This window comes from Hymenobacter psychrophilus (assembly GCF_900107135.1).
Taxonomy (GTDB): Bacteria; Bacteroidota; Bacteroidia; order Cytophagales; family Hymenobacteraceae; genus Hymenobacter; species Hymenobacter psychrophilus.
The window spans coordinates 204,406-227,853 of record NZ_FNOV01000008.1; the positions used below are offsets into that span (position 1 = coordinate 204,406).

The window sequence follows — 23,448 nt, forward strand, 5'->3', positions numbered from 1 at the left end:
TTGCCGCTACGCCGGCTTTGCTAGGATACTATATAAGTGGCTGTTCAGGTGCTGCATTACGCGTGAAATCGTCAGTTGCGCCGCCCCCTGCCAGGGGCGGCGCTTTGGCCTGTGGCCGGCCCCGGCACGGCCAACTACTCATGGAGAAACTACCGCTCATGCCCGCTTCCAACCGCTTCTCTGCTCAAACATTGCTGCTCGTGCTGGCGGCCGGCCTGCTGCTGTGGGTGAGCTGCCGGACCCCCGCGCGCCCGGCCCGCCGCGCCGCCACGCCCGCCGCCCAGGTGCTGCAAGCCTATCAGCACGACCTGCGCCGCCTCGATTCGGCCGTGGTGCGCCTGCACCGGGCCGTAACTGCGGGCCAGCCACCGGGCCGGCAACGGGCCGCGTTTCTGGCGGCCCGGCGGGCCTGGAAGCGGGTCGAGCTGCTGGCCGAGTACTACAGCCCCTCGGCCGCCAAAGCCCTCAACGGGCCGGCACTTGTTGAGGTAGAGGAATTCGACCAGCAGCAGCGCCTGCAGCAGCCTGAGGGCCTGCAGGTGCTCGAAACCTACTTCTACCCCGACCTCTACGCCCCCACCCAGCGGGCCGAGGTGCTGGAGCAGCTGGCCTTCGTGCGCAGTACGCTGCTGAGCCTGCGCCACACCGCCGCCAGCCTTGCGCCCACCGACCGCCAGCTCTTCGACGCGGCCCGGCTGGAAGTGTTTCGGGTGATTTCCCTCGGCGTAACGGGCTTCGACACCCCGGCCTCGCCCGGGCTGGTACCCGAAACCGCCGCGGCCCTGGCCGGCGTGGCCGCCGCCGTAGCTCCTTACCGCGGCCAGTTGCCCACCCGCCCGGCTGCCCGCCTCGACAGCCTGCTGCGGGCCGCCCAGGCCTACCTGCGCCGCCACCCCAATGCCGCTGCCTTCGACCGGCTGGAGTTTATCGTGGCCTACGCCAACCCGCTGAGCCAGCGGCTGTGGGAAGCGCAGCAGGCCCTGGGCATTGCCCCCTTCGCCGAGGTGCGGGCGTTGCGCCCCGATGCGGCGTCGTTGTTTGCCCCCGATGCTTTCGAGCCGATGGCCTTTGCCCCCACCACGACCGCGGCCGTACCGGTAGCGCGGGCCGAGCTGGGCAGGCTGCTGTTTTTCGACCCCGTACTCTCGGGCAATGGAAGCCGCAGCTGCGCCAGCTGCCACCAGCCCGCCCGCGCCTTCACCGACGGGCAGGCCCGAAGCGTGGCTTTTGCCGGGGCCGGAGCCGGGACAGGGGGGCGCAACGCGCCCACGCTGCTCAACGCGGCCCTGCAGCGGGGCCAGCGCCACGACGGGCGGCTGTTTTATCTGGAAGACCAGGCCGCCGATGTGCTGCATAACCCCGCCGAGATGCACGGCTCGCCGACTGCCGCCGCCGGGCTGCTCAGCCGCAGCCCGGCCTACCAGAAAGCCTTTGGCCGCGCGTTCGACCGCCCCCCGGCCGGCGCGGCCACCGGGGCCGAAGTGCAGGCCGCGCTGGCCGCCTACGTGCGCTCGTTGGTGCGCCTGCAGTCCCCGTTTGATGCATATGTGCGGGGGCAGCGGGAGGCCTTGAGTCCAACCGCCCGGCGCGGGGCGGCCGTGTTTCTGGGCAAGGGCAAGTGTGCTACCTGCCACTTCCTACCCCTGCTCAACGGCACGGTGCCGCCCGGCTTCGAGCGCACCGAATACGAGGTGCTCGGCACGCCGACCCGCCCCAACAGCCGCCGCCTCGACGCCGACCCCGGCCGCGGCGGGGCCACAGGCATCGAGTGGCAGAAGCATGCTTTTAAAACCCCCACGCTGCGCAACATTGCCCTCACCGCGCCCTACATGCACCAGGGTACATTCCGGACGCTGGCCGAAGTAATTGAGTTCTACGACCAGGGCGGCGGGGCGGGCCAGGGCCTGGCCGTACCCAACCAAACCCTGCCGGCTGACCCGCTACATCTCAGCCCGGCCGAGAAAACCGACCTGCGGGCCTTTCTGGAGCAGGCCCTCACCGATACGACCGACCTGTACCGGGCCGCCCCGGCCCGTCTGCCCGCTTTTTCGGCCGGGCTCGACCACCTCAATGTCCGCCCCGTAGGTGGACGGTATTAGTTGCGAGTAAATTGTGGGTAATCGGTAATGAGCAGCAGGAAAATAGAACGTCATTCTGAGCGAAGCGGAGCGCAGTCGAAGAATCTCTACCGCTTTGTTGAAACGACAGAGTTAGCACTGCAGTAGAGATTCTTCGACTACGCTTCGCTTCGCTCAGAATGACGTGCTCTCACAGGCAACCAACAACTGTCAACTGGCAACTGAATCAAACTACCTTTGCCTGTTGAACCGCCCGTCGTCTTCGGGCGGTGGCCTTATCAACCCCTGCCTTGAAAATACGCCTGACCCTGCTGCTGGCCGCCACCCTGGCGCTGCCCGCCTTTGCCCAGAAGAAGAAGCAAGCCGCCGCCACCCTGGAACGCCCAAAGCTGGTGGTGGGCATTGTGGTGGACCAGATGCGCTACGACTACCTATACCGCTACTGGAGCAAGTACGGCTCGGGCGGCTTTAAGCGGTTGTTGGGCGAAGGCTTCAGCTACGAGAACACCCATTACAACTACGTGCCCACCTACACTGGGCCGGGGCACGCCAGCATCTATACCGGGGCCACGCCCTCGGGCCACGGCATCATCGGCAACAACTGGCTGGTGCGCGAAACCGGCAAGGCCACCTACGTCACCGAAGACAAGCAGGTGCAGTCCGTGGGCGGCTCTATGGAAGCCGGCCAACAGTCGCCGGCCCATATGCTGTCTACCACCATCACCGATGAGCTGCGGCTGGCCACCAACTTTGAGAGTAAGGTGCTGGGCGTGTGCATCAAAGACCGGGGCTCGATTCTGCCGGCCGGCCACGCCGCCAACGCCGCCTACTGGTACGACGGCAGCAACGGGGCCTTCATCAGCAGCACCCACTACATGCAGCAGCTGCCGGCCTGGGCCGCCGCCTTCAACGCCGAAGGCCGGGCCCTAAAGTACCTCGACTCGCCCTGGAACACGCTGCTGCCCATTGCCCAGTACACCGAAAGCACCGCCGACGATGTGGAGTGGGAAGCGCCGTTCCGGGGGCAGGAGCGGCCGGTGTTTCCGCACGACCTGCCGCGCCTGAGCGCCCGGCTGCCGGCCGCCGTGAAGGGGGCGCTGCAGGCCACGGGTGAGAAAACGGCCCCCGTCCGCGACCTCGACCTCATCCGCTCCACGCCCTTCGGCAACTCGCTGACCCTGGACTTTGCCCTAGCCGCCCTGCAGGCCGAGCAGATGGGCCAGCGCGGCACCACCGACTTCCTGGCCCTATCCTTCAGCTCGACTGATTACGTGGGCCACCAGTTCGGGCCCAACTCGATTGAGGCCGAAGATACCTACCTGCGCCTCGATCAGGACCTGGCCCGGCTCTTCGACTACCTCGACAAAACGGTGGGCAAGCGGCAGGCGCTAGTGTTCCTGAGCGCCGACCACGCCGCCGCCCACTCGCCCAATTTCCTGCTGGCCAACAAGCTGCCGGCCGGCTCGGTGGGCCCGCGCCTCATGCGCGACTCGGTGCAGCAGCAGCTGGTGCGCCGCCTGGGGCCCGGCAAGTGGGTGCTGAGCTACGAAAACCAGCAGGTGTACCTCAACCGCCCGCTCATCGCTCAGAAAAAGCTCGACCTCTATCAGGTGCAGCGCACAACGGCCGAGCTGATGCTGGAGTTTTCCGGCGTAACGCGGGCGCTGGCCGCCGAGGATGTGCAGAAGTCGCACTGGGAAAGCGGGCTGCTGATGAACCTGGAGAACGGCTACTTCCCCAAGCGCAGCGGCGACGTGCTGGTGGTGTTGTCCCCCGGCTGGCTCGAATCGTACGCCTACCCTGTGAACAAGGGCACTACCCACGGCTCGGGCAGCGCCTACGACACGCACGTGCCGCTGGTGTTCTGGGGCTGGGGCGTGAAGCCAGGCAAGTCGTCGGCTCCGGCGAAGATTACCGATATTGCCTCCACATTGGCGCGCTGGCTCCACATTCAGGAGCCGAGCGCCAACACCGGCGAGCCGCTGCGCGAGGTGCTGGGCTGGTGAGTTTTGAGTTGTTAGCCATTGGCTGTTAGCTGTTAGCTTTCGTTCTTATATCGGCTTTTTAGCGCTTACCTTTGTTGCCCGGATAGGCTATCTGGCTGGCACTACTGCCAGCCGGTTACGGCCTGCCGGCTTTTCTGTATTTACCCACTTTCAAGCTAACCGCTAGTAGCTGACAGCTAATAGCTCCAAAAAATGGCCAAATTCAACCCCTGGCACGACGTAAGCCGCGGCGACAACGTCCCCCAAACCGTTACCGGCATTATCGAAATCCCGAAGGGCTCGAAGGCCAAGTACGAACTGGACAAAGACAGCGGCATGCTGAAACTGGACCGCGTGCTGTTCTCGGCCGTGCATTACCCGGCCGCCTACGGCTTCATCCCCAAAACCTACTGCGACGACAACGACCCGCTCGACATTCTGGTGCTGTGCTCGGTGGAAATCGTGCCCATGTGCCTGGTGGAAGCCAAGGTAATCGGCGTGATGCAGATGGTAGACGGCGACGAGGAAGACGACAAAATCATTGCCGTAGCCGCCCACGACATCTCGGTGAATCACTACAACGAGCTCGACGACCTGCCGCCGCACACCCTGCGCGAGATGCAGCGCTTCTTCGAAGACTACAAGGCGCTGGAGCACAAGTCGGTAACGGTGCAGCGCTTCCTGCCCCGTGAGGAGGCCTACCGCATCATCGATGAGAGCATCAAGCTCTACAACGAAACCTTCCCCAACGGCAACGACCACAAAGAAGTGTTGACCGAAGAGGGGCAGAACGGGTAGAAGCGCAACCAGCACGACGTCGTAGGGGCGGGGCTTGCCCCCGCCCGCCGTTGAACAAACCCACCGATGGCTCTCAGCCGGCTAATGGGGTAGTTCGACGGCGGGCGGGAGCAAGCCCCGCCCCTACATCGTTCTGCCGACCTCGTGCCGCCGCTTTCGTAGCCCTCCGCCACGTTCTAACTTGCCCGCATGGAACCCGCTGTCCCCGCCCCGCCTGCCCCGCCCGCCGCCGCGTGGCGCCGCGCCCTCGATGCGGTGCTGTATAGCAGCGTATGGCTGTCGGTGGCGGCACTGGGGCTGATGTGGGCCACGTTTCTGTTCTGGGGCGTCCACATCTCGGTGCGGCTGGGGGGGCTGATTTTTGCCGCCACCCTCTTCCTGTACAACCTCGATAGCGTGCTGCCCTACAAGCACGGCCAGCTGCCCGGCGCCACCCGCCGCAAGCAATGGATTCGGGCGCACCGCCCCCAGCTGCTGGCCCTCACGGTGGCGGCCGGTGCGGTGGCGGGCGGCCTCTACCTCACCGATGCCCGGCTCCGCCCCCTCACCCTGTTCGGGGGGCATCTGGCGCTTATCTCGATGCTCTACTCGATGCCGCTGGTGCGCCGCCAGGGCCGCTGGTGGGCCCTGCGCGACCTGCCGCTGCTGAAGGTGTTCCTCATTGCCTACGTGTGGGCGGCCGTAACCGTCTGGATACCCGCCCTGTACCTGGGCCGGGCCTGGGCGTCGCCGGTGGTGCTGGTGCTCTTCGCCCGCCGCTTCCTGCTTATTCTGGCCCTGGCCCTGGTCTTCGACATCCGCGACTACAGCAAAGACCGTCTGACCGGCACCCGCACGTTTCCGGGCCTGCTGGGCGTTGGGGCCACCAAGTGGCTGGGGCTGGCGGCCCTGCTGGGGGCGGCGCTGCTGGTGCCGGCGGGCGTGTCGGCGGGCCACGCCGTAGCGCTGGTGCTGCCGCTGGCCCTGGCCGCCGCCGTGCTCTGGTACGCCGAGGAGTCGCGCCCCGACTACTACTTTGCATTGCTCACCGATGGCGTGATGGTTGTGCAGTTCGTGGCCGTGTGGCTGGCAGTGAGCTGAACGATGTAGAGACGCCAATATGCGTCTCTACATCGTTCAACCCATCAGCTCCTCCAGCGCCGGCCCGATGAACCGCACGATATCCGAGGCGAGCAGGCCGGCGTGGCCGGTGTGGGGCAGGGCCAGGTCGCCGGCGCGGCCGTGGGCGTGCAGGCCCAGCAGGGCGGCGGTGAGGGGCGAGAGGTGCCGGTGGGCCCGTAGTGCCAGCAGCAGGCCCGTCAGCACGTCGCCGCTGCCGCCGGTGGCCATGCCCGGGTTGCCGGTGCTGTTGAAGTAGAGGGTGCCATCGGGCGCGGCCAGGGCGGTGTAGGCCCCTTTGAGCACGCAGTAGCAGCGGGTGCGGCCCGCAAAGTCGCGCAGTTGGTCCAGGCGGTGGTAGTCGTCGCGGGCGGGCTCGCCCACGAGGCGCTCGAACTCCTTGGGGTGGGGCGTAAGCAGCGAATTGGGCGGCAGCAGGTTCTGTAGGTCGGGGTAGGCCCCCAGCAGGTTCAGCGCGTCGGCGTCGAGCACGAGCGGCACTTGGGCCGTTTCCAGCAGCTGCCGCAGCACCATGCGGGTATCGTCGTGCTGGCCCAGCCCCGGCCCGATGCCTACGGCGTCGTAGGGCGCGAGGTCGGGCAGCTCGGTGATGCAGTCGGTGTCCGGGTCGGTCAGGCACATGGCCTCGGGGGCCGAAATCTGGAGGATGTCGTAGCCCGCGGCCGGCACGCGGGTCGTGACCAGGCCCGCGCCGCCGCACAGGCAGGCCTGGGTAGCCAGCACCGCCGCCCCCATCTTGCCCTTGCTGCCCGCCAGCAATAGCGCGTGCCCGAAGGTGCCCTTATGGCTGAACTTTGGCCGTTTCGGCAGCTGTCCCCGCAACTCGTCGGCCGTTACAAAAAACCTGTCCACCGCAGTATTGTGGATAACCTCCTGGTCCAGCCCAATCGGCAACAGCCGCCAGTCGCCCACGAAACCGGCGTTCTGGGGTAGCAGGAAAGCCAGCTTGGGCAGCTCGAAGCTGAGCGTGAAATCGGCCCGCACCACCGCGCAGTCGGCCGGCTGGGGCGCATCGGCATAAAGGCCCGAGGGCATATCCACCGCCACCACCATCGCCCCCGAATCGTTGATATGCCGTACCAGTGCTGCGGCCGCACCCTCCAGCGGCCGGCTCAGCCCGGTGCCAAATAGGGCATCGACTACCACTGCCCCGGCCGCAATGGCCGGCAGCTGGTTGGGGGATATTTGCTGGCCGGCCAGCCCGGCCGGGAGCTGCTGCTGTTGGTGGGTGAAGTCGGGGGAATGCCGGGCCGCGGGCAGCAGCCAAAGGTGCACGCGGTAACCGGCGCGGTGCAGGTTGCGGGCCACCACCAGCCCGTCGCCGCCGTTGTTGCCCGGCCCGCAGCACACGTGGATTTCGGTGTCATAGTCGAGTAGCAGCTCATTGAGCAACCAGTTGGTAACGGCATCGGCGGCCCGTTCCATGAGGGCCGTGGAGGTGGTGTACTGGGCCCGGATGGTCGCCTGGTCGAGGGCGCGGGTCTGGGCGGGGGAGAGGAGCTTCATCGTGCTGTTGCTAACGCTGCGCGCCGCCCGTAGGTTGATTGGTGCAAGTAAGCCGGCCGCAGAATTTATTCCGGGCAACCCGCTAGGTATTTTATAACTAATTTATTAGTTATGCAAATGCTAAAGCCACCCGGCCTCCTCCTTCTTACGCTCTCCTTACTTGCGCTGGCGGGTTGTTCCCAGGCCCAGGAAACCAAGGAGTACAAACCGTCCGCCGTCATTCAGCAGGAGGCGCGGAGCGGCAAGCCGGGGGCCAACCAGTTTGCTGCCTGGGATTTATCGTACATTGGCGAATATCAGGCGGCGCTGGAAGCCTGGGAGGCCCCGTACGGCGCGGCGCGGCCTGTGCGCTACGCATCGGCCCCTGACAGCGCGGCTTTTGTGGCCCTGCAACCCGTCGCGGCCCGCGACTATATTCTGCGCCGGGCCCGCACCGAGCAGCTGGTCATCCTCAACGAAGCCCACCACAACCCCCGGCACCGGGCTTTCGCGGCGGAGTTGCTACCCGAACTGGCCAGGCTGGGCTATCGTTACTTCGCCGTGGAAGCGCTGAATGAGCAGGACACGCTGCTTAACCAACGGGGCTACCCGACGCGGGCCACGGGCTACTACACCAAGGAGCCGCAATTCGCCCATTTGCTGCGCACGGCTGCCCGTTCGGGCTTCAAGCTGGTGGCCTACGACCACGGCTTTTCGCACGAAGGAGACCTGAACGCGCAGGTGCAAACCCGCGAAATGGCCGAGGCCCGCAACATCCAACGGATTCTGCAAGCCGACCCGAAAGCGAAAATACTGGTGTACTGCGGTTTTGCCCACGCGAGCGAAGGACTTATGGGCATGGGTACGCAACCCGCTATGGCCCACTACCTGCAGGCCTACACCGGCATCAACCCGCTCACCATCGACCAGACAACTCTCACCGAAGCCGGTACACCGGGCGGCGAGTATGCACGCTACCACTTGGTTAAAGCCGCCCAAAGCGCCGTATTTCTCGATGCCCAGGGCCAGCCTTTCGGTGGGGCCGACTCCAATAAATCGGTGGACGTGAGTGTGTACCACCCGCGCACTACCTACCAGTCGGGCCGACCCAACTGGACGTTTACCAACGACCGGCAGCCTGTGCTGCTTAAAGAGCCGCTGACTGTGGGCTACCCCTGCCTGGTGCTGGCCTATGATACGCGGGAAGACCTGGCCACGGCCGTGCCGGTAGATGTGGTAGAGCTGCAGGGACCTGCCGACCGGAAAGCCCTGGCCCTGGGCAAAGGGCGCTATACGCTGGTAGCCAAAGGCCCGGCGGGCCGCACGCAGACCTGGTCGTTGCAGCGCTGATAAGGGGTGACCGGGCAGGCCGCCAGAAACTTCCGGCCCGGCTGGCGCGTTTGTAATCCGGGCCGCCCGGCGGCCCGCTTTCATCTAACCTGACCCCTTATGCAAACCTGGAACGATATTATCCGGCTGGCCAACCACGGCAGCCCGGCTCCTGCTAAGCGCGTAGAGAAAACCGACGCCGAGTGGCGCGCCCAGCTCACGCCCGAGCAGTACCACGTTACGCGCGAGCACGGCACCGAGCGGGCCTTCAGCGGCGAGCATTGCGAAGCGCACGAGGCAGGCCTCTACGCCTGCATCGGCTGCGCTACGCCCCTCTACGACTCCACCACCAAGTTCGACTCGGGCACCGGCTGGCCCAGCTTTACCCAGCCCATTACCGAAAACGCCCTGCGCTACAAGAAGGACACCAGCTACGGCATGACGCGCATTGAGGTGCTCTGTAATACCTGCGACGCCCACCAGGGCCACGCTTTCCCCGACGGCCCGGCTCCCTCCGGCGTGCGGCTCTGCATCAACTCGGCCAGCGTGCAGCTGGTAAGCCAGCAGCAGGAAGCCTAAGCGCCGCCAGCAGCGCCGTAAATTCTGTTGAAAGCCCTTTCGCTCTTCGCGGAAGGGCTTTGCTATGCCAGCGCGGGCCGCTGCCGCAGCGGGCCGGCCCTAAAGGCCGTCACCCGATAGCCGATACTGCGTAATTTCTGCCGATTTTTGCACCCCCACCGCGCCGCCTTGGTTATGCGCGTACTACCTTGCCCGCCACCCGGAGCGCGGTTCCGCCCCGTTCCACTTTCCTACCCCACCCATGTCGTTGCTCTTCACCGATTTCCGTAGCTGGCAGACCCACTGCTCCTCCACCAACGAACCGCTTTTTCTGCCCGTGCTTACTTACGAGGTGGAACAGAAAGGCCGCACCGAAGAACAGATCTGGGACGGCCTGCAGCGGGCCTACGACGTGATGCGCGACGCCGTGCACACCGGCCTCACCCAGGACATGACCTCGCGCTCGGGCATGGTGAACAACGGGGCCAAAAAAATTGCCGCCTCGCCCATCACGGTACTCTCACCAGAGTTCAAAAACCTCGTTACGCGGGCGCTGGGAGCCAAGGAAGTGAACTCGTGCATGGGCCGGGTGGTAGCCGCGCCCACGGCCGGCGCCTCGGGCATTCTGCCCGGCGTGCTGGTTACGCTCCAGGATATTCATAAGCTCGAAGACCGCGCCATTCTGGAAGGGCTGCTGGTGGCGGCGGGCATTGCGCTCATCATCGAGCAGAACGCCTCGCTGGCCGGGGCCGTGGGCGGCTGCCAGGCCGAAACCGGCTCGGCCGCGGCCATGGGTGCCGGAGCTATTGTATACTGCCTGGGCGGCTCGGTTTCGGAGGTTTTTGCGGCCGTCGCCATCACCATTCAGTGCATGCTGGGCCTTATCTGCGACCCGGTGGCCGGCCTGGTGGAAGTACCCTGCGTGGTGCGCAACGCCTCGGCGGCGGCCATTGCCTTCAGCTCGGCCCAGATTGCCATTGCCGGCGTCGACCCCGTAATTCCCGTCGATCAGTGCGTGGCGGCGCTGGGCGAAGTGGGCGAAAGCATGGAAACCCGCTACAAGGAAACCGCCCTCGGCGGCCTCGCCAACACCGCCCGCGGCCGCGAAATCGAGAAGATGGTTCTCGTGCAGGACGTTCAGATTCTGCCCGACGAGGACGGGGAGTAGGGTAATTTCCGCTCATTCACCGCCGGGGGCCATAATAAGCTTGCTGAGGAAAGCAATGGCTCCGCTGTAGCGGGCCTTTAGGTGGTGGTACTGTTCCCAGGCCGCCGCTTCGTCGTTAACCGGGATGCCGGCTTCACGCAGGCTTTGGTAGGACTCCTGAAAGCCGGCTTCGGGTGTGGGCAGGTGGCTGGCGGGGGCGTTGGGTTCGGGCGCCGGCTCTTCGTAGTGAAAAAAGCGGGCCACGCGGTTGACGGCAATGCAGCCGGCCTTGAAGCACAGCGTCAGGTGTGGGTCGCGGGGTTGCTGAACGCTGCTGGCAATGAGGGCGGCTGCGTCGAGGATGAGGCCGGAAGCTGTGACCCAGGACCGGCCGGGCTGCGGTGAGCGGAAAAACGACAGGATGGGCAGGGACGTATGCGACTCCTCAATTTCCACAAACCACTGCTCCCAATCCTGCCACTGCGTGCGGTCGTCGCCCAACGAGCCGGTGCGGTTCATCCACAGCACCAGCTCCAGCGCCGACGCCTCGCTACCCGCCCGCAGCTGCAGGCGCGACACGGCTATTTCGCGCCTGGAGAAAGCCTGGTACATGGTGGGCAAATAGGATAGCAGCAGCGTGAGCAGCAGCAGCCCCAGCATGGCCTCGGAGTACGACATCATGTTGGCCCACAGGTTGCGGCTGGGTTCCTCAGAGCCCAGCGTGAGCAAGGAGCTGTTGCTGATGCGGAAGCAGCGGTCGATGTTGCCTTCGCCCAACGCCCAAAAAATACCCGTGTAGGCTACGCTCAGCATTGCCAGCCACACTATCGGCAGGGCCACCAGCCCGATGGGGGCATACAGGGCCATTACCCGGTCGCGCTGGGCGTACGTGCGGCCTAGTGCGGCCACAGTATCGAATACGAATCGTAGACCGGTAAATATCCAGCTGTTAATCAGCACGTTCTCGTTGCGCGGTAGTACCAACGTGCGCACCGCCGACAGCACGGTGATAAGAATCAGCAAAATTCCGCCCCCGAAAACCAGCGGCTTAAGTAGTAGTTGCAGCATAGGAAAGCGAGCCACTAACCGGCCGCCCGTCTTGTACTGCTGCCGGGCCGTGGGGGTTGGCTAGGCACCGCCGCTCAACTACCGCTGCCGCCGGTCGGCCACCACGCCCGCATACCGTAACTTCAGTTCCTCGGGCAGAAACGAGCGTTCAAGCAGGTCCTGCACCTTGGCTTCATGCCCTATGCTGGCCAGCAGGCGCCGCACGCGGGATGGGGGTAGGCCCAGGCGGTGGCCGAGGACGAGCGTTACCCCCGCGCCTTCCACAGCTGCCGGAACGTTTTAGGGGCTACGTGCACGGCGTTGCGGCGCTTGCTCCAGCCCGTCTGGCCCAGCAGGCGGCTGAGCACCCAGTTCTTGGCCGCGGCCGGGGCCAGGTCCCAGACCCAGCGGTGCTTCATGCCGTGCAGCCACAGGCTGATGGCGCGGCGCTCCTCGGGGTCGGTGTAGCCGGCTTGCACGCTTTGCTGGCGGTTTTTGAGCAGCAGGTTATGAATCGGGATTTTCACCGGGCACACTGAGGTGCAGGCCCCGCACAGGCTGCTGGCGAAACTCAGGTGCTTGTTTTCCTCCATTCCCGAAAGGTGGGGCGTGATAACCGAACCGATGGGCCCCGAGTACGTGGCCTCGTAGCTGTGGCCGCCAATGTTTTTGTACACCGGACACACGTTCAGGCAGGCGCCGCAGCGGATGCAGTTGAGGGCCTCGCGCTGCTCGGGCTGGGCCAGTAGGTTGGTGCGGCCGTTGTCGAGCAGAATTACGAACATTTCCTCGGGGCCGTCCTTTTCCAGGGGCTGGCGCGGACCGGTGTAAATGGTGTTGTACACCGTGAGCTGCTGGCCGGTGCCGCTGGTGCTCAGCAGCGGCCAGAACAAATCCAGGTCGCGCAGCCGCGGAATCACCTTCTCGATGCCTACAATGGCAATGTGCGTGTGCGGAAACGTGGCCGAGAGGCGGGCGTTGCCCTCGTTCTCGGTCACGCAAACCGCGCCCGTATCGGCCACCAGGAAGTTGCCGCCCGTGATGCCTACTTCGGCGGCCGTGTACTTGTCGCGCAGCAGGTGGCGGGCCGTGAGCACGAGCTCCTGGGCGTCGTCGGTGTGCGCTATGCCGAGGTGCTTGACGAAGATAGCGGCAATATCGGCCTTGCTCAGGTGCATGGCGGGCGTTACGATGTGGTAGGGCCGCTCGCCGTTGAGCTGCACGATGAACTCGCCCAAATCCGTCTCGACCGACTCGATGCCGCGCTTGCCCAGGTACGCATTGAGGTGAATTTCCTCCGTGGTCATGCTCTTGGCTTTCACCACGGTGCGGGCCTTGCGGCGCTCCATAATTTTGCCCACTTCGGCCAGGGCCTCTTCCGCATCCTGGGCCCAAATCACCTTGCCGCCGCGCTTGGTGAAGTTCTCTTCGAACTGCAGCAGGTACTCATCGAGGTGGTTGATAACTTCCGTTTTCAGGTACGAAGCCCGGCTGCGGGCCAGCTCGTGGTCGGCGTAGAAATCCATGCCGGTGGTTACCGCCGCGTTGTACTTGCCGATATTGAAGCGGATTTTGCGCCGGTGTTCCAGGTCGAAGGCCTTACGGTCGGTATCCACCAAAAACTGGGCAGCTTTGGTCGGGGCGGGGGCGGCGGTGGGCTTCATGGCAATGGGGAATCGTTGAATAGGCTAAACAAAAAGAACGTCATCCTGCCGAAGCAAGAACCTTTCACGCCTCAACGAATATCGGAATAACGACTCGTTTTAGCGCGTCAAAGCTCTTGGCTTCGTCCAGAATGACGTTTCTTTCTAACAGCTAACAGCTAACAGCTAACAGCTAACAGCTAGGCTACTTCTTGTTCGAGTCGACTACAATGCGCTTGTCGCGGTTGGCCAGGTCCCAGGCGGTGTAGAACACGAGGCGGGCGCGTTTTTCCATTTTCGGAAACTCGATTTTCTCCACTTCGTCGCCCGCGCCGTGGTAATCGGCGTGCACGCCGTTGAAGAAAAAGGCCACCGGGATGCCGTGCTTGGCGAAGTTGTAGTGGTCGGAGCGGTAATAGAAGCGGTTGGGGTCTTCGGGGTCGTTGAAGCGGAAGTCGAGGTCCATCTGAACGTACTTCTCGTTCTGGGCCTGCAGAATGGTGTGCAGCTCCGAGCTGAGCTTGTCGGAGCCGATAACGTACACGTAGTCCGATTTGCCCTCGTGGTCCTTGTCGGTGCGGCCCACCATGTCGGTATTCAGGTCGACTACGGTGCTTTCGAGCGGGAAAACGGGGTGGTCGGTGTAGTATTCCGAGCCCAGCAGGCCCTTTTCTTCGCCCGTAACGGCCAGAAACAGGATGCTGCGACGGGGGCCGTGACCTTCAGCCTTGGCTTTCTGGAAGGCCTGCGCCATTTCCAGCACCGTTACTGTGCCCGAGCCGTCGTCGTCGGCGCCGTTGTGCACCTCGCCATTAATGATGCCGATGTGGTCGTAGTGCGCCGACAGAATCATGAGCTCCTCCTTGCGGTCGGTGCCTTCGAGGTAGCCCATCACGTTTTCGGTAACGAAATCCTCGTTTTTGCGCGGGGCCAGCACAGTGGCCTTGGCGGGCTTGAACGAGCCAAATACCGGCTTACCAACCGACGTTACGTCCGCTGCATACTTGCGTACACTTGGGGCGTTGGTACCCAGTAGCTTGTAGCCCACCGCCGGCGACACGAAGTAGGCCGTGGGGCGGGTGCTGCCCTCTTTGGTATCCTTGAAGGCAATGCTCGGCCGGCTGATGTAGGGCGTCATGCGGGCCGCGAGCTTGCTGAAATTGCTGTTGGGGTCGAAATCGACGAAGAATACCGAGCGGGCGCCCTTCTGGGTGGCCATGGCCAGCTTGGCCCGGAAATCCTGGCCCCACTTGCTGTTCTGGCCGTCTTTGCCCAGCAGGGCCGTGCCCTTGGCCGTCTGGGGTTCGCCCAGCATAATCAACAGATCTTTGCCCTGCACGTCGCCCAGCGCTTTGTAGTCGGAGTAGTCGTCCTGCTCGATGCCGTAGCCCGCAAAAACCGGCTGCACGACCGTGGGAGTCGCGAAGCCCTGACCACCGAGGGCGTAGAAATCGGTGAGCCACTTGTAGGTGTCAATCCCGATTTTGAGCATGGCGCCATCGGCCCAGCTGCCGCGCACCATGGTAAAGTGCTGGATGTAGGGGTTGTCGGAGCCCTTCACCGGGCCCTGCAGGCCGAGGTCGGCGAACTGCTTGGCCAGGTAGTCCATGGCCATTTTCTGGCCCTTCTCGCCGGTTTCGCGGCCCTCGTATTCGTCTGAAGCCAGGATGGTGAGGTGCTGGCGCAAATCGGCCTGGGTGATGGTTTCGGCGTAGCTGCGGGGCAGGTCGGCGCTGGAGGCCGTAGCACCGGAAGCCGCTGCGGTAGTTGCGGTGGCGGTAGCCGTGGGGCTGGTAGCCGAGCTGAGCGGCTGCTGGGTAGCGCACGACGACGCCACGAGGCCGGCCGCCAGCAGGGAGGCGAAAAGGGAAGGGTTACGCATAGTGGAACTGGGGGGGCTTAGGGAACATAGTGGTAGGTTGGCAAAAGTGCGGGTTACTCCTTTACAATCAATACCGAAGCATACGCGGCCACGCCTTCGCGCCGCCCCACAAAGCCGAGCTTTTCGGTGGTGGTGGCTTTAATGCTGATGTCGTCGGCTTCGATGCCCAGCACCTCGGCCAGTACGCGCTGCATTTCGGGAATGTGGGGGTTGACTTTGGGTGCTTCGAGGCAGACGGTGGAGTCGATGTTGCTGATGGTGTAGCCTTGCTCGCGCAACAGACGCGCAACTTCGGCCAACAGACGCTTCGAGTCGACGCCTTTGTACTGCGGATCGGTGTCGGGGAAGTGGAAGCCGATGTCGCGCAGGTTGGCCGCGCCCAGCAGCGCGTCGCAGATAACATGGATGAGTACATCGGCATCGGAGTGGCCCAGGGCCCCGTGGGTATGGGGTACCAGAATACCGCCGAGCCAGAAAGGCAGCCCCGGCTGGAGCTGATGAACGTCGTAGCCGAAGCCAGTGCGGATTTTCATAGGAAATACGAGCTAGGAAATGAAGCCGCAAGGTACGTTTTCAAGGGTGAGTTACGGGTGTCGGCGGCGGGCAACTGAAAGAAATCAGCACGCTTTTAAAGTAAAAAAGCCGCTGAATCGTCAAGCGGGAAAGCAGTGGCGGGCAGCGCAGGAGGGAATAGCAAAAAACTAATGGAAACTTAGGAATCATTTAAAGTTTCCGTAGTACCTTTGCGCTCGTTATTATGGAAATCAAAGACCGAATTCAGCACGCTTCCCTGCTCCTCTTTACCCGCAACGGGATTAAAGGGGTGTCGATGGATGACATTGCCAGTCATCTGGGCATCTCCAAAAAAACGCTCTACAAGTGGTTCGATAACAAAGACGAGCTCGTGTCGGCCGTTATTGGCCACCACCTGAACGGGGTGCAGGGCGAGTGCGAAACCATTGCCGGCGCGGCCCTTAATGCCGTGGATGAGATGGTGCAGATCATGGATTGGGCCAAACGCCAGATGGCCCAGGTAAACCCCACGGCCATCCATGACCTACGCAAGTATTATCCGGCGGCTTGGCAGTTGTTTTCCACGCATAAAATCAACTACATCCTGGCCCAGATTCAGGCCAACCTGCGCCGCGGGGTGACCGAGGGCCTCTACCGCGCCGACCTCGATGTGGAGGTGCTCTCCCGCCTGCGCCTGGCCCAGATCGACGTGCTCTTCGACCAGGATATATTTCCGGTTGTTGAGTTCAATCAGCCCCGGGTGCAACTGGCCTGCAACGAGCACTTCCTGCTGGGGATGGTTACGCTCAAGGGGCATAAGCTCGTCAACGAATACCGCCACGTAACGGAAGAAGAATAGGTTTTTCTGAGCTGTTAGCTTTTAGCTGCTAGCTGTCAGCTTAATGTTCCGATAAATCAAGTGTATCTCATACTTCTGCCCGAAAGCTGTTAGCTATCAGCTAATAGCTAACAGCTCAAAAAGTCACTCATGAAAAATAACCTTCGCCTTTTGCTGCTGGCCGCCGCGCCGGGCCTGTTGCTGGCCTCCGCCGGCGTGGCCCGGGCGCAAACTGCCCCCGCCACCCCCGCCGAGCTGGGAGCGCCGGGCATCGGCACGCTGCCGCTGAGCCTGAAAGAGGCCATCGACTACGCCATCAAAAGCAAGTCGACGCTGCAGGCCACCCGCCTGGCCGAGCAGACGGCCAAAGCCAAAGTGGGCGAAATCCGGTCGGCGGGTTTGCCGCAGGTGAACGTGGCGGCCAATGTGGCCGACAACTTCAAGCTGCAGAAGAGCCTGGTGAACTTCGGGGCTTTGGGCGGCGGTGCGTCGGCTACCACCCTCACGCCCGGCGACATTGCCGCGGCCCAGAACGGGCAGACGGTGAACCTGGGCACCGTTACGCTGCCCACCGAGCCGGTGCCGCCCCAGGCGTTTGCCTTCGGGTTGCAGTGGGCCGGCAACACCAGCGCCTCGGTGTCGCAGCTGCTGTTCGACGGGGCCTACCTCATCGGCCTGAAAGCCGCCAAAGTGTACGAGGAGCTGGCCCAAAAGCAAACCCAGCAAGCCGAAATCGACGTGGTGGAGCAGGTGAGCAAGGCCTACTACAGCACCCTGGTAGCCCGCGAGCGGCTGAGCCTGCTGGCCCGCAACGTGCAGCGCCTCGACACGCTGCTCTACCAGACCAGCGAAACGTTTAAGGCGGGCTTCGCCGAGAAGCTGGATGTGCAGCGCCTGCAGGTGCAGCGCAACAACCTGGTGGTGGAGCAGCAGAAAGCCAGTCGCCTCACCGAGCTGAGCGTGGCCCTGCTCAAGTTTCAGATGGGCGTGCCCCAGAGCCAGACGGTGCAGTTGACCGACTCGCTGAGCAATGCCCTGGTAGATGCCGGCACCCTGCGCCGCAGCCTGGGCGGGGCCGATTTCAACACCGGCGGCGGTGCCAACGGCCTCGGCGACCTGCCCGTGGCCCCGGCCCCCATCACCCCGAACAGCGACGCCCAGCGCAGCCAGGACCAGCAAACGGCCCTCAGCGGGGCCCGCACCGGTCAGCTGGCCGCCGCCTTCAACTACAACAACCGCATCGAGTTCAGTACCCTCGAAACGCAGCAGGCCCTGGCCGGCCTCGACCTGGCCAACCGCCGGGCCGGCGCCTACCCGCGCCTGCTGGCCACGGCCGCCTATGGCTTCTCGGGCTCGGGCCAGACGGCCGGCGACCTGTTCGCCTTTCGCGGCCCCAACTCGCGCACGGGCAACGGCTTCTCGAACCAAAACTGGTTCGGGTTCGGCAACGTGGGCCTGAGCCTGCAGATTCCGGTGTTCGATGGTTTTCGCCGCAAGTACCTGGTGCAACAGTCGCGCATTCAGCAGCAGACCATTGAGAAAGGCTTCGAAACGCTGCGCCAGAGCATCGATTTGCAGGATGCCCAGAGCCGCACCAGCCTCATCAACGCCCTCGACGTGCTCGATAACCAGCGCGCCAACCTGGGCCTGGCCGAAGAAGTGGCCCGCGTCTCGCTCATTAAGTTTCAGGAGGGCGTGGGCTCGAACCTGGAGGTGATTTCGGCCGAAACCAGCCTGCGCGAAACTCAGACCAACTACTACGCCGCCCTCTACGACGTGCTGGTAGCCAAAGTCGACCGCGACAAGGCCACCGGCGTGCTGTACCGCAAAGCCAATAACTAATGTAAGCTGTTAGCTGAGAGCTGTTAGCTGTTAGCTTTTTCTCCCATGACTCTTTGCTTCTCCATCATATGAACCTCAACTTTTTGAAAAAAGCTAACGGCTATCAGTTAACAGCTAACAGCTTTTTAGTGGCTCTCAGCTTAATAGCCATTTCCTGCGGCTCCAAAGACCCGGCTGCGGAACTCGCTAAGCTCAGGAGTGAGCAGGCTGCCAACCAAGCCAAAATTTCGGAGCTGGAAGCCAAAACTGGCCCCTCAGAGGCTGAGGTGGCGCTGCAGGCCACGCCAGTATCGGTCATCAAGGTGGCCGGCGAAGATTTCAGGAGCTACCTCGAAGTGCAGGGCCGGGTTGATTTCGACCAGAACGCCACCGTGGCCGCCCGGGCGGCCGGCACGCTCACCACGCTCAACGTGAAGCGCGGCGACCAGGTGCGCAAGGGCCAGACGCTGGCCACCGTCGATGGTTCGGTGCTCGACGCCAGCGTGGCCGAACTGAGGGTGCGGATGGACCTGGCCAAGGTCATTTACGAAAAGCAAAAGCGCCTCTGGGACCAGCAGATTGGCACCGAAATTCAGTTTCTGCAGGCCCGCAACAACTACCGCGCCCTGCAAAGCAACCTGACCACCCTCAACAAGCAGCGCGACCTGTACCGCGTGGTGGCGCCCTTCGGGGGTACCGTGGATGACGTGCTGCCCAAGCTGGGCGAATCGGTGGCCCCCGGTACGCCGGTCGTGAAGCTGCTCAGCAGCAGCGGTAGCGGCAAAATCGTGGTCGATGTGAGTGAGGCCTACGCCAACAGCATCAAGGTGGGCGACAAGGCCCTGGTGAGCATTCCCGACCTGGGCGAAAGCGACCTGAATGCCACTGTGCGGGTGGTTACGAGCACCATCAACCCCGTCAGCCGCACCTTCACCATCGAGCTGCGCCTGGCCGACCCGGGTAAGGCCGGCCGCTTGCGCCCCAACATGGTGACCAACGTGCGCATCGAGAACTACAACCGCCAGAACGCCACCGTACTGCCCGTTGACCTGGTGCAGCGCGACGAGCAGAACAGCTACGTGCTGGTCGTGGACGACAAGGGCGGCAAGAAAGTAGCCGCCAAGCGGGTTATCCAGGTAGGCAACACCTACAACGGCAAAGTAGAGGTAACCCAGGGCCTGCAGAACGGCGACCAGGTAATCTCGGCCGGCTACCAAAGCCTGAATGAGGGACAATCGATTAGCTTATAGCTGAAAGCTGTTAGCTGTTAGCTTTCGTTCAGGCTGCGTGGTCTTGGCTTTTGCACCTTCAATCTGCGTTTTATGAAGAACTACAAGGAGCTGAAGGTATGGCAGCGGGGGCTGGAAATAGTGGCTGCAACCTACGAACTGGTGCGTCTGCTTCCCCGGGAAGAAACCTACGGCTTGCGAAGCCAGATGACGCGGGCAGCGGTTTCTATTCCTTCCAACATTGCCGAAGGAAGCAGCCGAACTAGCGAGAAGGAGTACCGGCACTTTCTGGAAATAGCGCTGGGCTCCTGCTTCGAGTTGGATACGCAACTCATTGTGGCCATTCAAACCCAATTGCTGACGCTTCCTACCGGGTGCTTATTGCCTGGGTTGCTGGAAGAGGAAATCAAGATGCTCCACGGTTTTATTAGCCGACTCACAATGAACGAAAAGGGAGTAGCATAAGCATCACCAGCGGACCACACCGGTCACTTGGTATCCCCCAAGACCAGCTAATAGCTAACAGCTATCAGCTAATAGCTCAAAACCACTATGCAGGACATCGAAAAAGAATTCGGGCCCACCAGTTGGTCCATTGATAACAAGACGACGATTTACATTATCACGCTCATTTTGTGCGTGATGGGTATTTTCGCCTACATCAAGCTGGGCAAGGAGAAGTTTCCCGACATCGTAATTCCGCGCATTATCGTGGCCACGATTTACCCCGGTACTTCGCCCACTGATATCGAGAACCTGGTGACGCGCCAACTCGAAAAGGAAATTAAGAGCGTGAACGGGGTGAAGAAGATTTCTTCGACCTCCAACCAGGACTATTGCATCGTCGACGTGGAGTTTACCTCCGGCGTCGATGTGCAGTACGCCAAGCAGCTCATCAAGGACGCCGTGGACAAGGCCAGCTCCGAGCTGCCTAACGACTTGCCCACGCCGCCTACCGTGCAGGAAGTGAACCTGTCGGAGCAGCCCATCATGAACATCAATATGGCCGGCAACATGCCCATCAGCCAGTTGAAAAAGTACGCCGACGACTTCCAGGATAAGATTGAGGCCCTGCCCGAAATTACCCGCGTCGATATCATCGGGGCCCTTGATCAGCAGGTGAACGTGGATGTGGACCTGAACCGGCTGCGGGCCTCGCGCCTGAGCTTCTCGGACATCAGCGCCGCCATTGCCCGCGAGAACGTGACTATTTCGGGTGGCACCGTGGATGTGGGCAACCAGAAACGCGCCGTGCGCGTGGCCGGCCAGTACGTGCGGGCCGAAAACATTGCCAACATCCAGCTCAAGAACCTGAGCGGCTCGGCCGTGCGCCTCGGCGACATTGCCACCGTCACCGACGGCTTCAAGGACCGCGAGTCCTTCGCCCGTCTCGATGGCAAGCCCGCCGTAACGCTGAACGTGGTGAAGCGCCAGGGCGAAAACCTGATCGACGCCTCCGACAAAATCAAAACCATTATTGCCGAAGCCGAGCTGACGCTGCCCAAGGAGTTGACCATCACCGTGACGGGCGACACCTCCAACGACACCCGCGTTACGCTCCACGACCTGATCAACACCATCATCATCGGCTTTATTCTGGTAACGCTGATTCTGATGTTCTTCATGGGCACCACCAACGCCCTGTTCGTGGGCCTGTCGGTGCCGCTGAGCATGTTCCTGGCCTTCGTGCTGCTGCCCACGCTCGACTTCTCGCTCAACATGATTGTGCTCTTCGCCTTTTTGCTGGCGCTGGGAATCGTAGTGGACGACGCCATTGTGGTGATTGAGAACACCCACCGCCTGCTGCACGAGCACCCCGAGCTGACGACGGCCCAGGCCGCCAAGTACGCCGCCGGCGAGGTATTTATTCCGGTACTGGCCGGCACGCTGACCACCGTGGCGCCGTTCGTGCCGCTCATGTTTTGGCCCGGCATCGTGGGCTCGTTCATGTTCTACCTGCCCGTGACGCTGATTCTGACACTCATGTCGTCGCTCATCGTGGCCTTTATCATGAACCCTGTGTTTGCCGTGAGCTTCATGGAGCGCGAAGACCACCACACGGGCGAAAAGCCAAAGTGGGACCGGCCGCTCTCCATTGCTATCGGCATTATGGTGGCCATTGCCATCGGTGGCTTCCTGTTCGGCTCGACGTTCCTGGGCAGCCTGATGCTCACGCTGGCCGTGCTCGTGATTCTGAACCGCTTCGTGTTCGTGCACCTGATTGCCGGCTTCCAGACCAAGGTGCTGCCGCGCTTCCAGAACGCCTACGGCCGCCTCGTGGGCTGGGCTATTTCGTGGCCGAAGATGATTATGCTGAGCATGGTGGTGCTGTTCGTGCTCTCGATTGTGGCCATTGCGGCTCGCGGCCCCAAGGTCGACTTCTTCCCCAAGGGCGACCCCAAGTTCGTGTACACCTACCTCAAAATGCCCGTGGGTACCCGCGTCGCCGTGACCGATTCGGTGGCCCGCATCCTCGAACAGCGCATCTACGGCGTTATCGGCAAGAACAACCCCGACGTGGAATCGGTGATTACCAACGTAGCCATTGGCGCCTCCGACCCCGGCGAAGCTTCGGCTGCTGGTACCTCTCAATCCAACCTGGCCAAAGTGGCCGTGGCGTTCAAGGAGATGAGCGAGCGGGAGGGCCAGTCGACGGCCGTTTACATGGACAAAATCCGGGAAGTGGTGAAAGGCATTCCGGGCACCGAAATTTCGGTGGACCAGGAGAGCAGCGGCCCGCCCACCGGCAAAGCCATTGCCATTGAGGTAGCCGGCGAAGACTACCCCACGCTCATCGCGCTCAGCAAGAACGTCACCCGCTACATCGACTCGGCCAATATTGGCGGTATCGAGCAGCTGCGCTCCAACCTGGAAGACCGCAACCCCGAAATTGCCGTCGACATCAACCGCACCCGCGCCAACCGCGAGGGCATCAGCACGGCCCAGATTGGCATGGAAGTGCGCACGGCCATCTACGGCACCGAGGCCAGCAAATTCAAGACGGCCGACGACGAGTACCCGATTCAGGTGCGCTACGCCGAGCCCTACCGCTCCGACATCGACGCCATCCTGAACTCGCCCCTGACCTTCCGCGACGCCACCGGCCAGGTGCGCCAGGTGCCCATTTCCTCGGTGGCCGATGTGCGCTACGGCACGACCTACGGCGGCATCAAGCGCAAGGACGTGAAGCGGGTTATCACGATTTCCTCGAACGTGCTCGGCGGCTTCACTGGTCCCGATGTGGTGCGCCAGATCGAAACATCGCTCAAGTCGTTCCCCGTACCGCCCGGTTACACCGTGAAAATGGGCGGGGCCAAGGAAGACGAGAAAGAAACCTCCGACTTCCTCGGCATTGCCGCCGTGGGCGCCATTGGCCTCATCTTCCTCATTCTGGTGATGCAGTTCAACTCGGTCAGCAAGCCCATTATCATCCTGGCCGAAATCATCTTCTCGGTTATCGGGGTGCTGCTAGGCCTGGCCGTTACGGGCATGAACATCAGCATCGTGATGACGGGCGTGGGTATTATTGCCCTGGCCGGTATCGTGGTGAAAAACGGTATCCTGCTGGTCGAATTCACCGACATGCTACGCACCCAGGGCATGCCCCTGCGCGAAGCCATCATCCTGGCCGGCCGTACCCGCCTCAACCCGGTTATCCTGACGGCTACGGCCGCCACGCTGGGCCTGATTCCGCTGGCCATTGGCCTGAACATCGACTTCTACGAGCTCTTCAACTCGGGTAACCCCAACTTCTTTATCGGCGGCGAGTCGGTGACGTTCTGGGGCCCGCTGGCCTGGACCATCATCTTCGGGCTGGTGTTCGCCACGCTCATTACGCTGGTGGTAGTGCCGGTGATGTACCTGATTACCGAAAGCCTGAAAATCCGCATCAAGGGCGAGCCCGAGGTGCCGGCCGACCAGGAAGAAGTGGATGCGGCCACGCCGCCCATCCTGGCCAACGCCTAACGCAGTGCAG

Annotated in this window: 18 protein-coding genes; 12 read left to right on the top strand and 6 right to left on the bottom strand. The window is 62.8% G+C overall.

Translation table 11 applies throughout. The features are described from left to right. The first annotated feature begins 158 nt into the window (after nucleotides 1-158). The 4 genes from BLW21_RS13650 to BLW21_RS13665 all read left to right on the top strand — a co-directional run bounded on the left by BLW21_RS13650 (nucleotide 159) and on the right by BLW21_RS13665 (nucleotide 5,941). Complete coding sequence (locus BLW21_RS13650; RefSeq protein ID WP_217633872.1) at nucleotides 159-2,099, top strand: cytochrome-c peroxidase; 1,941 nt, start codon at nucleotides 159-161, stop codon at nucleotides 2,097-2,099. A gap of 269 nt (nucleotides 2,100-2,368) precedes the next feature. Beyond that, complete coding sequence (gene pafA / locus BLW21_RS13655) at nucleotides 2,369-4,084, top strand: alkaline phosphatase PafA (protein WP_092740945.1); 1,716 nt, start codon at nucleotides 2,369-2,371, stop codon at nucleotides 4,082-4,084. A 192-nt stretch (nucleotides 4,085-4,276) separates the two neighbouring features. Then, the gene (locus BLW21_RS13660; protein WP_092740947.1) at nucleotides 4,277-4,861 is read left to right on the top strand and encodes an inorganic diphosphatase; all 585 of its coding nucleotides are present in this window, start codon (nucleotides 4,277-4,279) and stop codon (nucleotides 4,859-4,861) included. Between the two features lie 189 nt (nucleotides 4,862-5,050). After that, complete coding sequence (locus BLW21_RS13665; protein WP_092740949.1) at nucleotides 5,051-5,941, top strand: UbiA family prenyltransferase; 891 nt, start codon at nucleotides 5,051-5,053, stop codon at nucleotides 5,939-5,941. A 36-nt stretch (nucleotides 5,942-5,977) separates the two neighbouring features. On the opposite strand, the gene BLW21_RS13670 is transcribed toward BLW21_RS13665, so the two are convergent. Then, nucleotides 5,978-7,486 carry an NAD(P)H-hydrate dehydratase gene (locus tag BLW21_RS13670; protein ID WP_092740951.1) on the bottom strand — a complete coding sequence of 503 codons (1,509 nt, stop codon included), beginning with the start codon at nucleotides 7,484-7,486 and terminating at the stop codon, nucleotides 5,978-5,980. A gap of 117 nt (nucleotides 7,487-7,603) precedes the next feature. On the opposite strand from BLW21_RS13670, the gene BLW21_RS13675 reads away from it, so the two are divergent. From BLW21_RS13675 to sdaAA, 3 genes are all read left to right on the top strand, one after another. Beyond that, the gene (locus BLW21_RS13675) at nucleotides 7,604-8,815 is read left to right on the top strand and encodes a hypothetical protein (RefSeq protein WP_139255212.1); all 1,212 of its coding nucleotides are present in this window, start codon (nucleotides 7,604-7,606) and stop codon (nucleotides 8,813-8,815) included. 99 nt (nucleotides 8,816-8,914) lie between these two features. After that, nucleotides 8,915-9,373: a peptide-methionine (R)-S-oxide reductase MsrB gene (msrB, locus tag BLW21_RS13680; protein WP_092740955.1), complete on the top strand. Its 459-nt coding sequence runs from the start codon at nucleotides 8,915-8,917 to the stop codon at nucleotides 9,371-9,373. 241 nt (nucleotides 9,374-9,614) lie between these two features. Continuing rightward, on the top strand, nucleotides 9,615-10,520 hold the full coding sequence (gene sdaAA / locus BLW21_RS13685; protein WP_092740957.1) for an L-serine ammonia-lyase, iron-sulfur-dependent, subunit alpha: 906 nt from the start codon (nucleotides 9,615-9,617) through the stop codon (nucleotides 10,518-10,520). Between the two features lie 12 nt (nucleotides 10,521-10,532). Here the strand turns inward: sdaAA and BLW21_RS13690 are convergent, their stop codons facing one another. From BLW21_RS13690 to ispF, 5 genes are all read right to left on the bottom strand, one after another. After that, nucleotides 10,533-11,567 carry a hypothetical protein gene (locus BLW21_RS13690; protein WP_092740959.1) on the bottom strand — a complete coding sequence of 345 codons (1,035 nt, stop codon included), beginning with the start codon at nucleotides 11,565-11,567 and terminating at the stop codon, nucleotides 10,533-10,535. 78 nt (nucleotides 11,568-11,645) lie between these two features. Further along, the gene (locus BLW21_RS21955) at nucleotides 11,646-11,771 is read right to left on the bottom strand and encodes a hypothetical protein (protein WP_262490445.1); all 126 of its coding nucleotides are present in this window, start codon (nucleotides 11,769-11,771) and stop codon (nucleotides 11,646-11,648) included. Nucleotides 11,772-11,812: 41 nt separating this feature from the next. Beyond that, nucleotides 11,813-13,210: a LutB/LldF family L-lactate oxidation iron-sulfur protein gene (locus BLW21_RS13700; protein WP_092740963.1), complete on the bottom strand. Its 1,398-nt coding sequence runs from the start codon at nucleotides 13,208-13,210 to the stop codon at nucleotides 11,813-11,815. Between the two features lie 184 nt (nucleotides 13,211-13,394). Further along, nucleotides 13,395-15,071: a M28 family peptidase gene (locus BLW21_RS13705; protein WP_092740965.1), complete on the bottom strand. Its 1,677-nt coding sequence runs from the start codon at nucleotides 15,069-15,071 to the stop codon at nucleotides 13,395-13,397. Between the two features lie 53 nt (nucleotides 15,072-15,124). After that, nucleotides 15,125-15,604, bottom strand: a complete 480-nt coding sequence (ispF, locus tag BLW21_RS13710) for a 2-C-methyl-D-erythritol 2,4-cyclodiphosphate synthase (RefSeq protein ID WP_092740971.1) — start codon at nucleotides 15,602-15,604, stop codon at nucleotides 15,125-15,127. 224 nt (nucleotides 15,605-15,828) lie between these two features. Here ispF and BLW21_RS13715 point away from each other — a divergent pair, with 224 nt between their 5' ends. From BLW21_RS13715 to BLW21_RS13735, 5 genes are all read left to right on the top strand, one after another. Next, entirely contained in the window at nucleotides 15,829-16,443 is a 615-nt protein-coding gene (locus BLW21_RS13715) for a TetR/AcrR family transcriptional regulator (RefSeq protein WP_092740974.1), read from the top strand. 129 nt (nucleotides 16,444-16,572) lie between these two features. Beyond that, the gene (locus BLW21_RS13720; RefSeq protein WP_092740976.1) at nucleotides 16,573-18,264 is read left to right on the top strand and encodes a TolC family protein; all 1,692 of its coding nucleotides are present in this window, start codon (nucleotides 16,573-16,575) and stop codon (nucleotides 18,262-18,264) included. A gap of 68 nt (nucleotides 18,265-18,332) precedes the next feature. Continuing rightward, entirely contained in the window at nucleotides 18,333-19,493 is a 1,161-nt protein-coding gene (locus tag BLW21_RS13725; protein ID WP_092740978.1) for an efflux RND transporter periplasmic adaptor subunit, read from the top strand. 72 nt (nucleotides 19,494-19,565) lie between these two features. Further along, entirely contained in the window at nucleotides 19,566-19,937 is a 372-nt protein-coding gene (locus BLW21_RS13730) for a four helix bundle protein (RefSeq protein WP_092740980.1), read from the top strand. 87 nt (nucleotides 19,938-20,024) lie between these two features. Beyond that, nucleotides 20,025-23,438 carry an efflux RND transporter permease subunit gene (locus BLW21_RS13735; RefSeq protein ID WP_092740982.1) on the top strand — a complete coding sequence of 1,138 codons (3,414 nt, stop codon included), beginning with the start codon at nucleotides 20,025-20,027 and terminating at the stop codon, nucleotides 23,436-23,438. The last annotated feature ends 10 nt before the right edge of the window (nucleotides 23,439-23,448 follow it).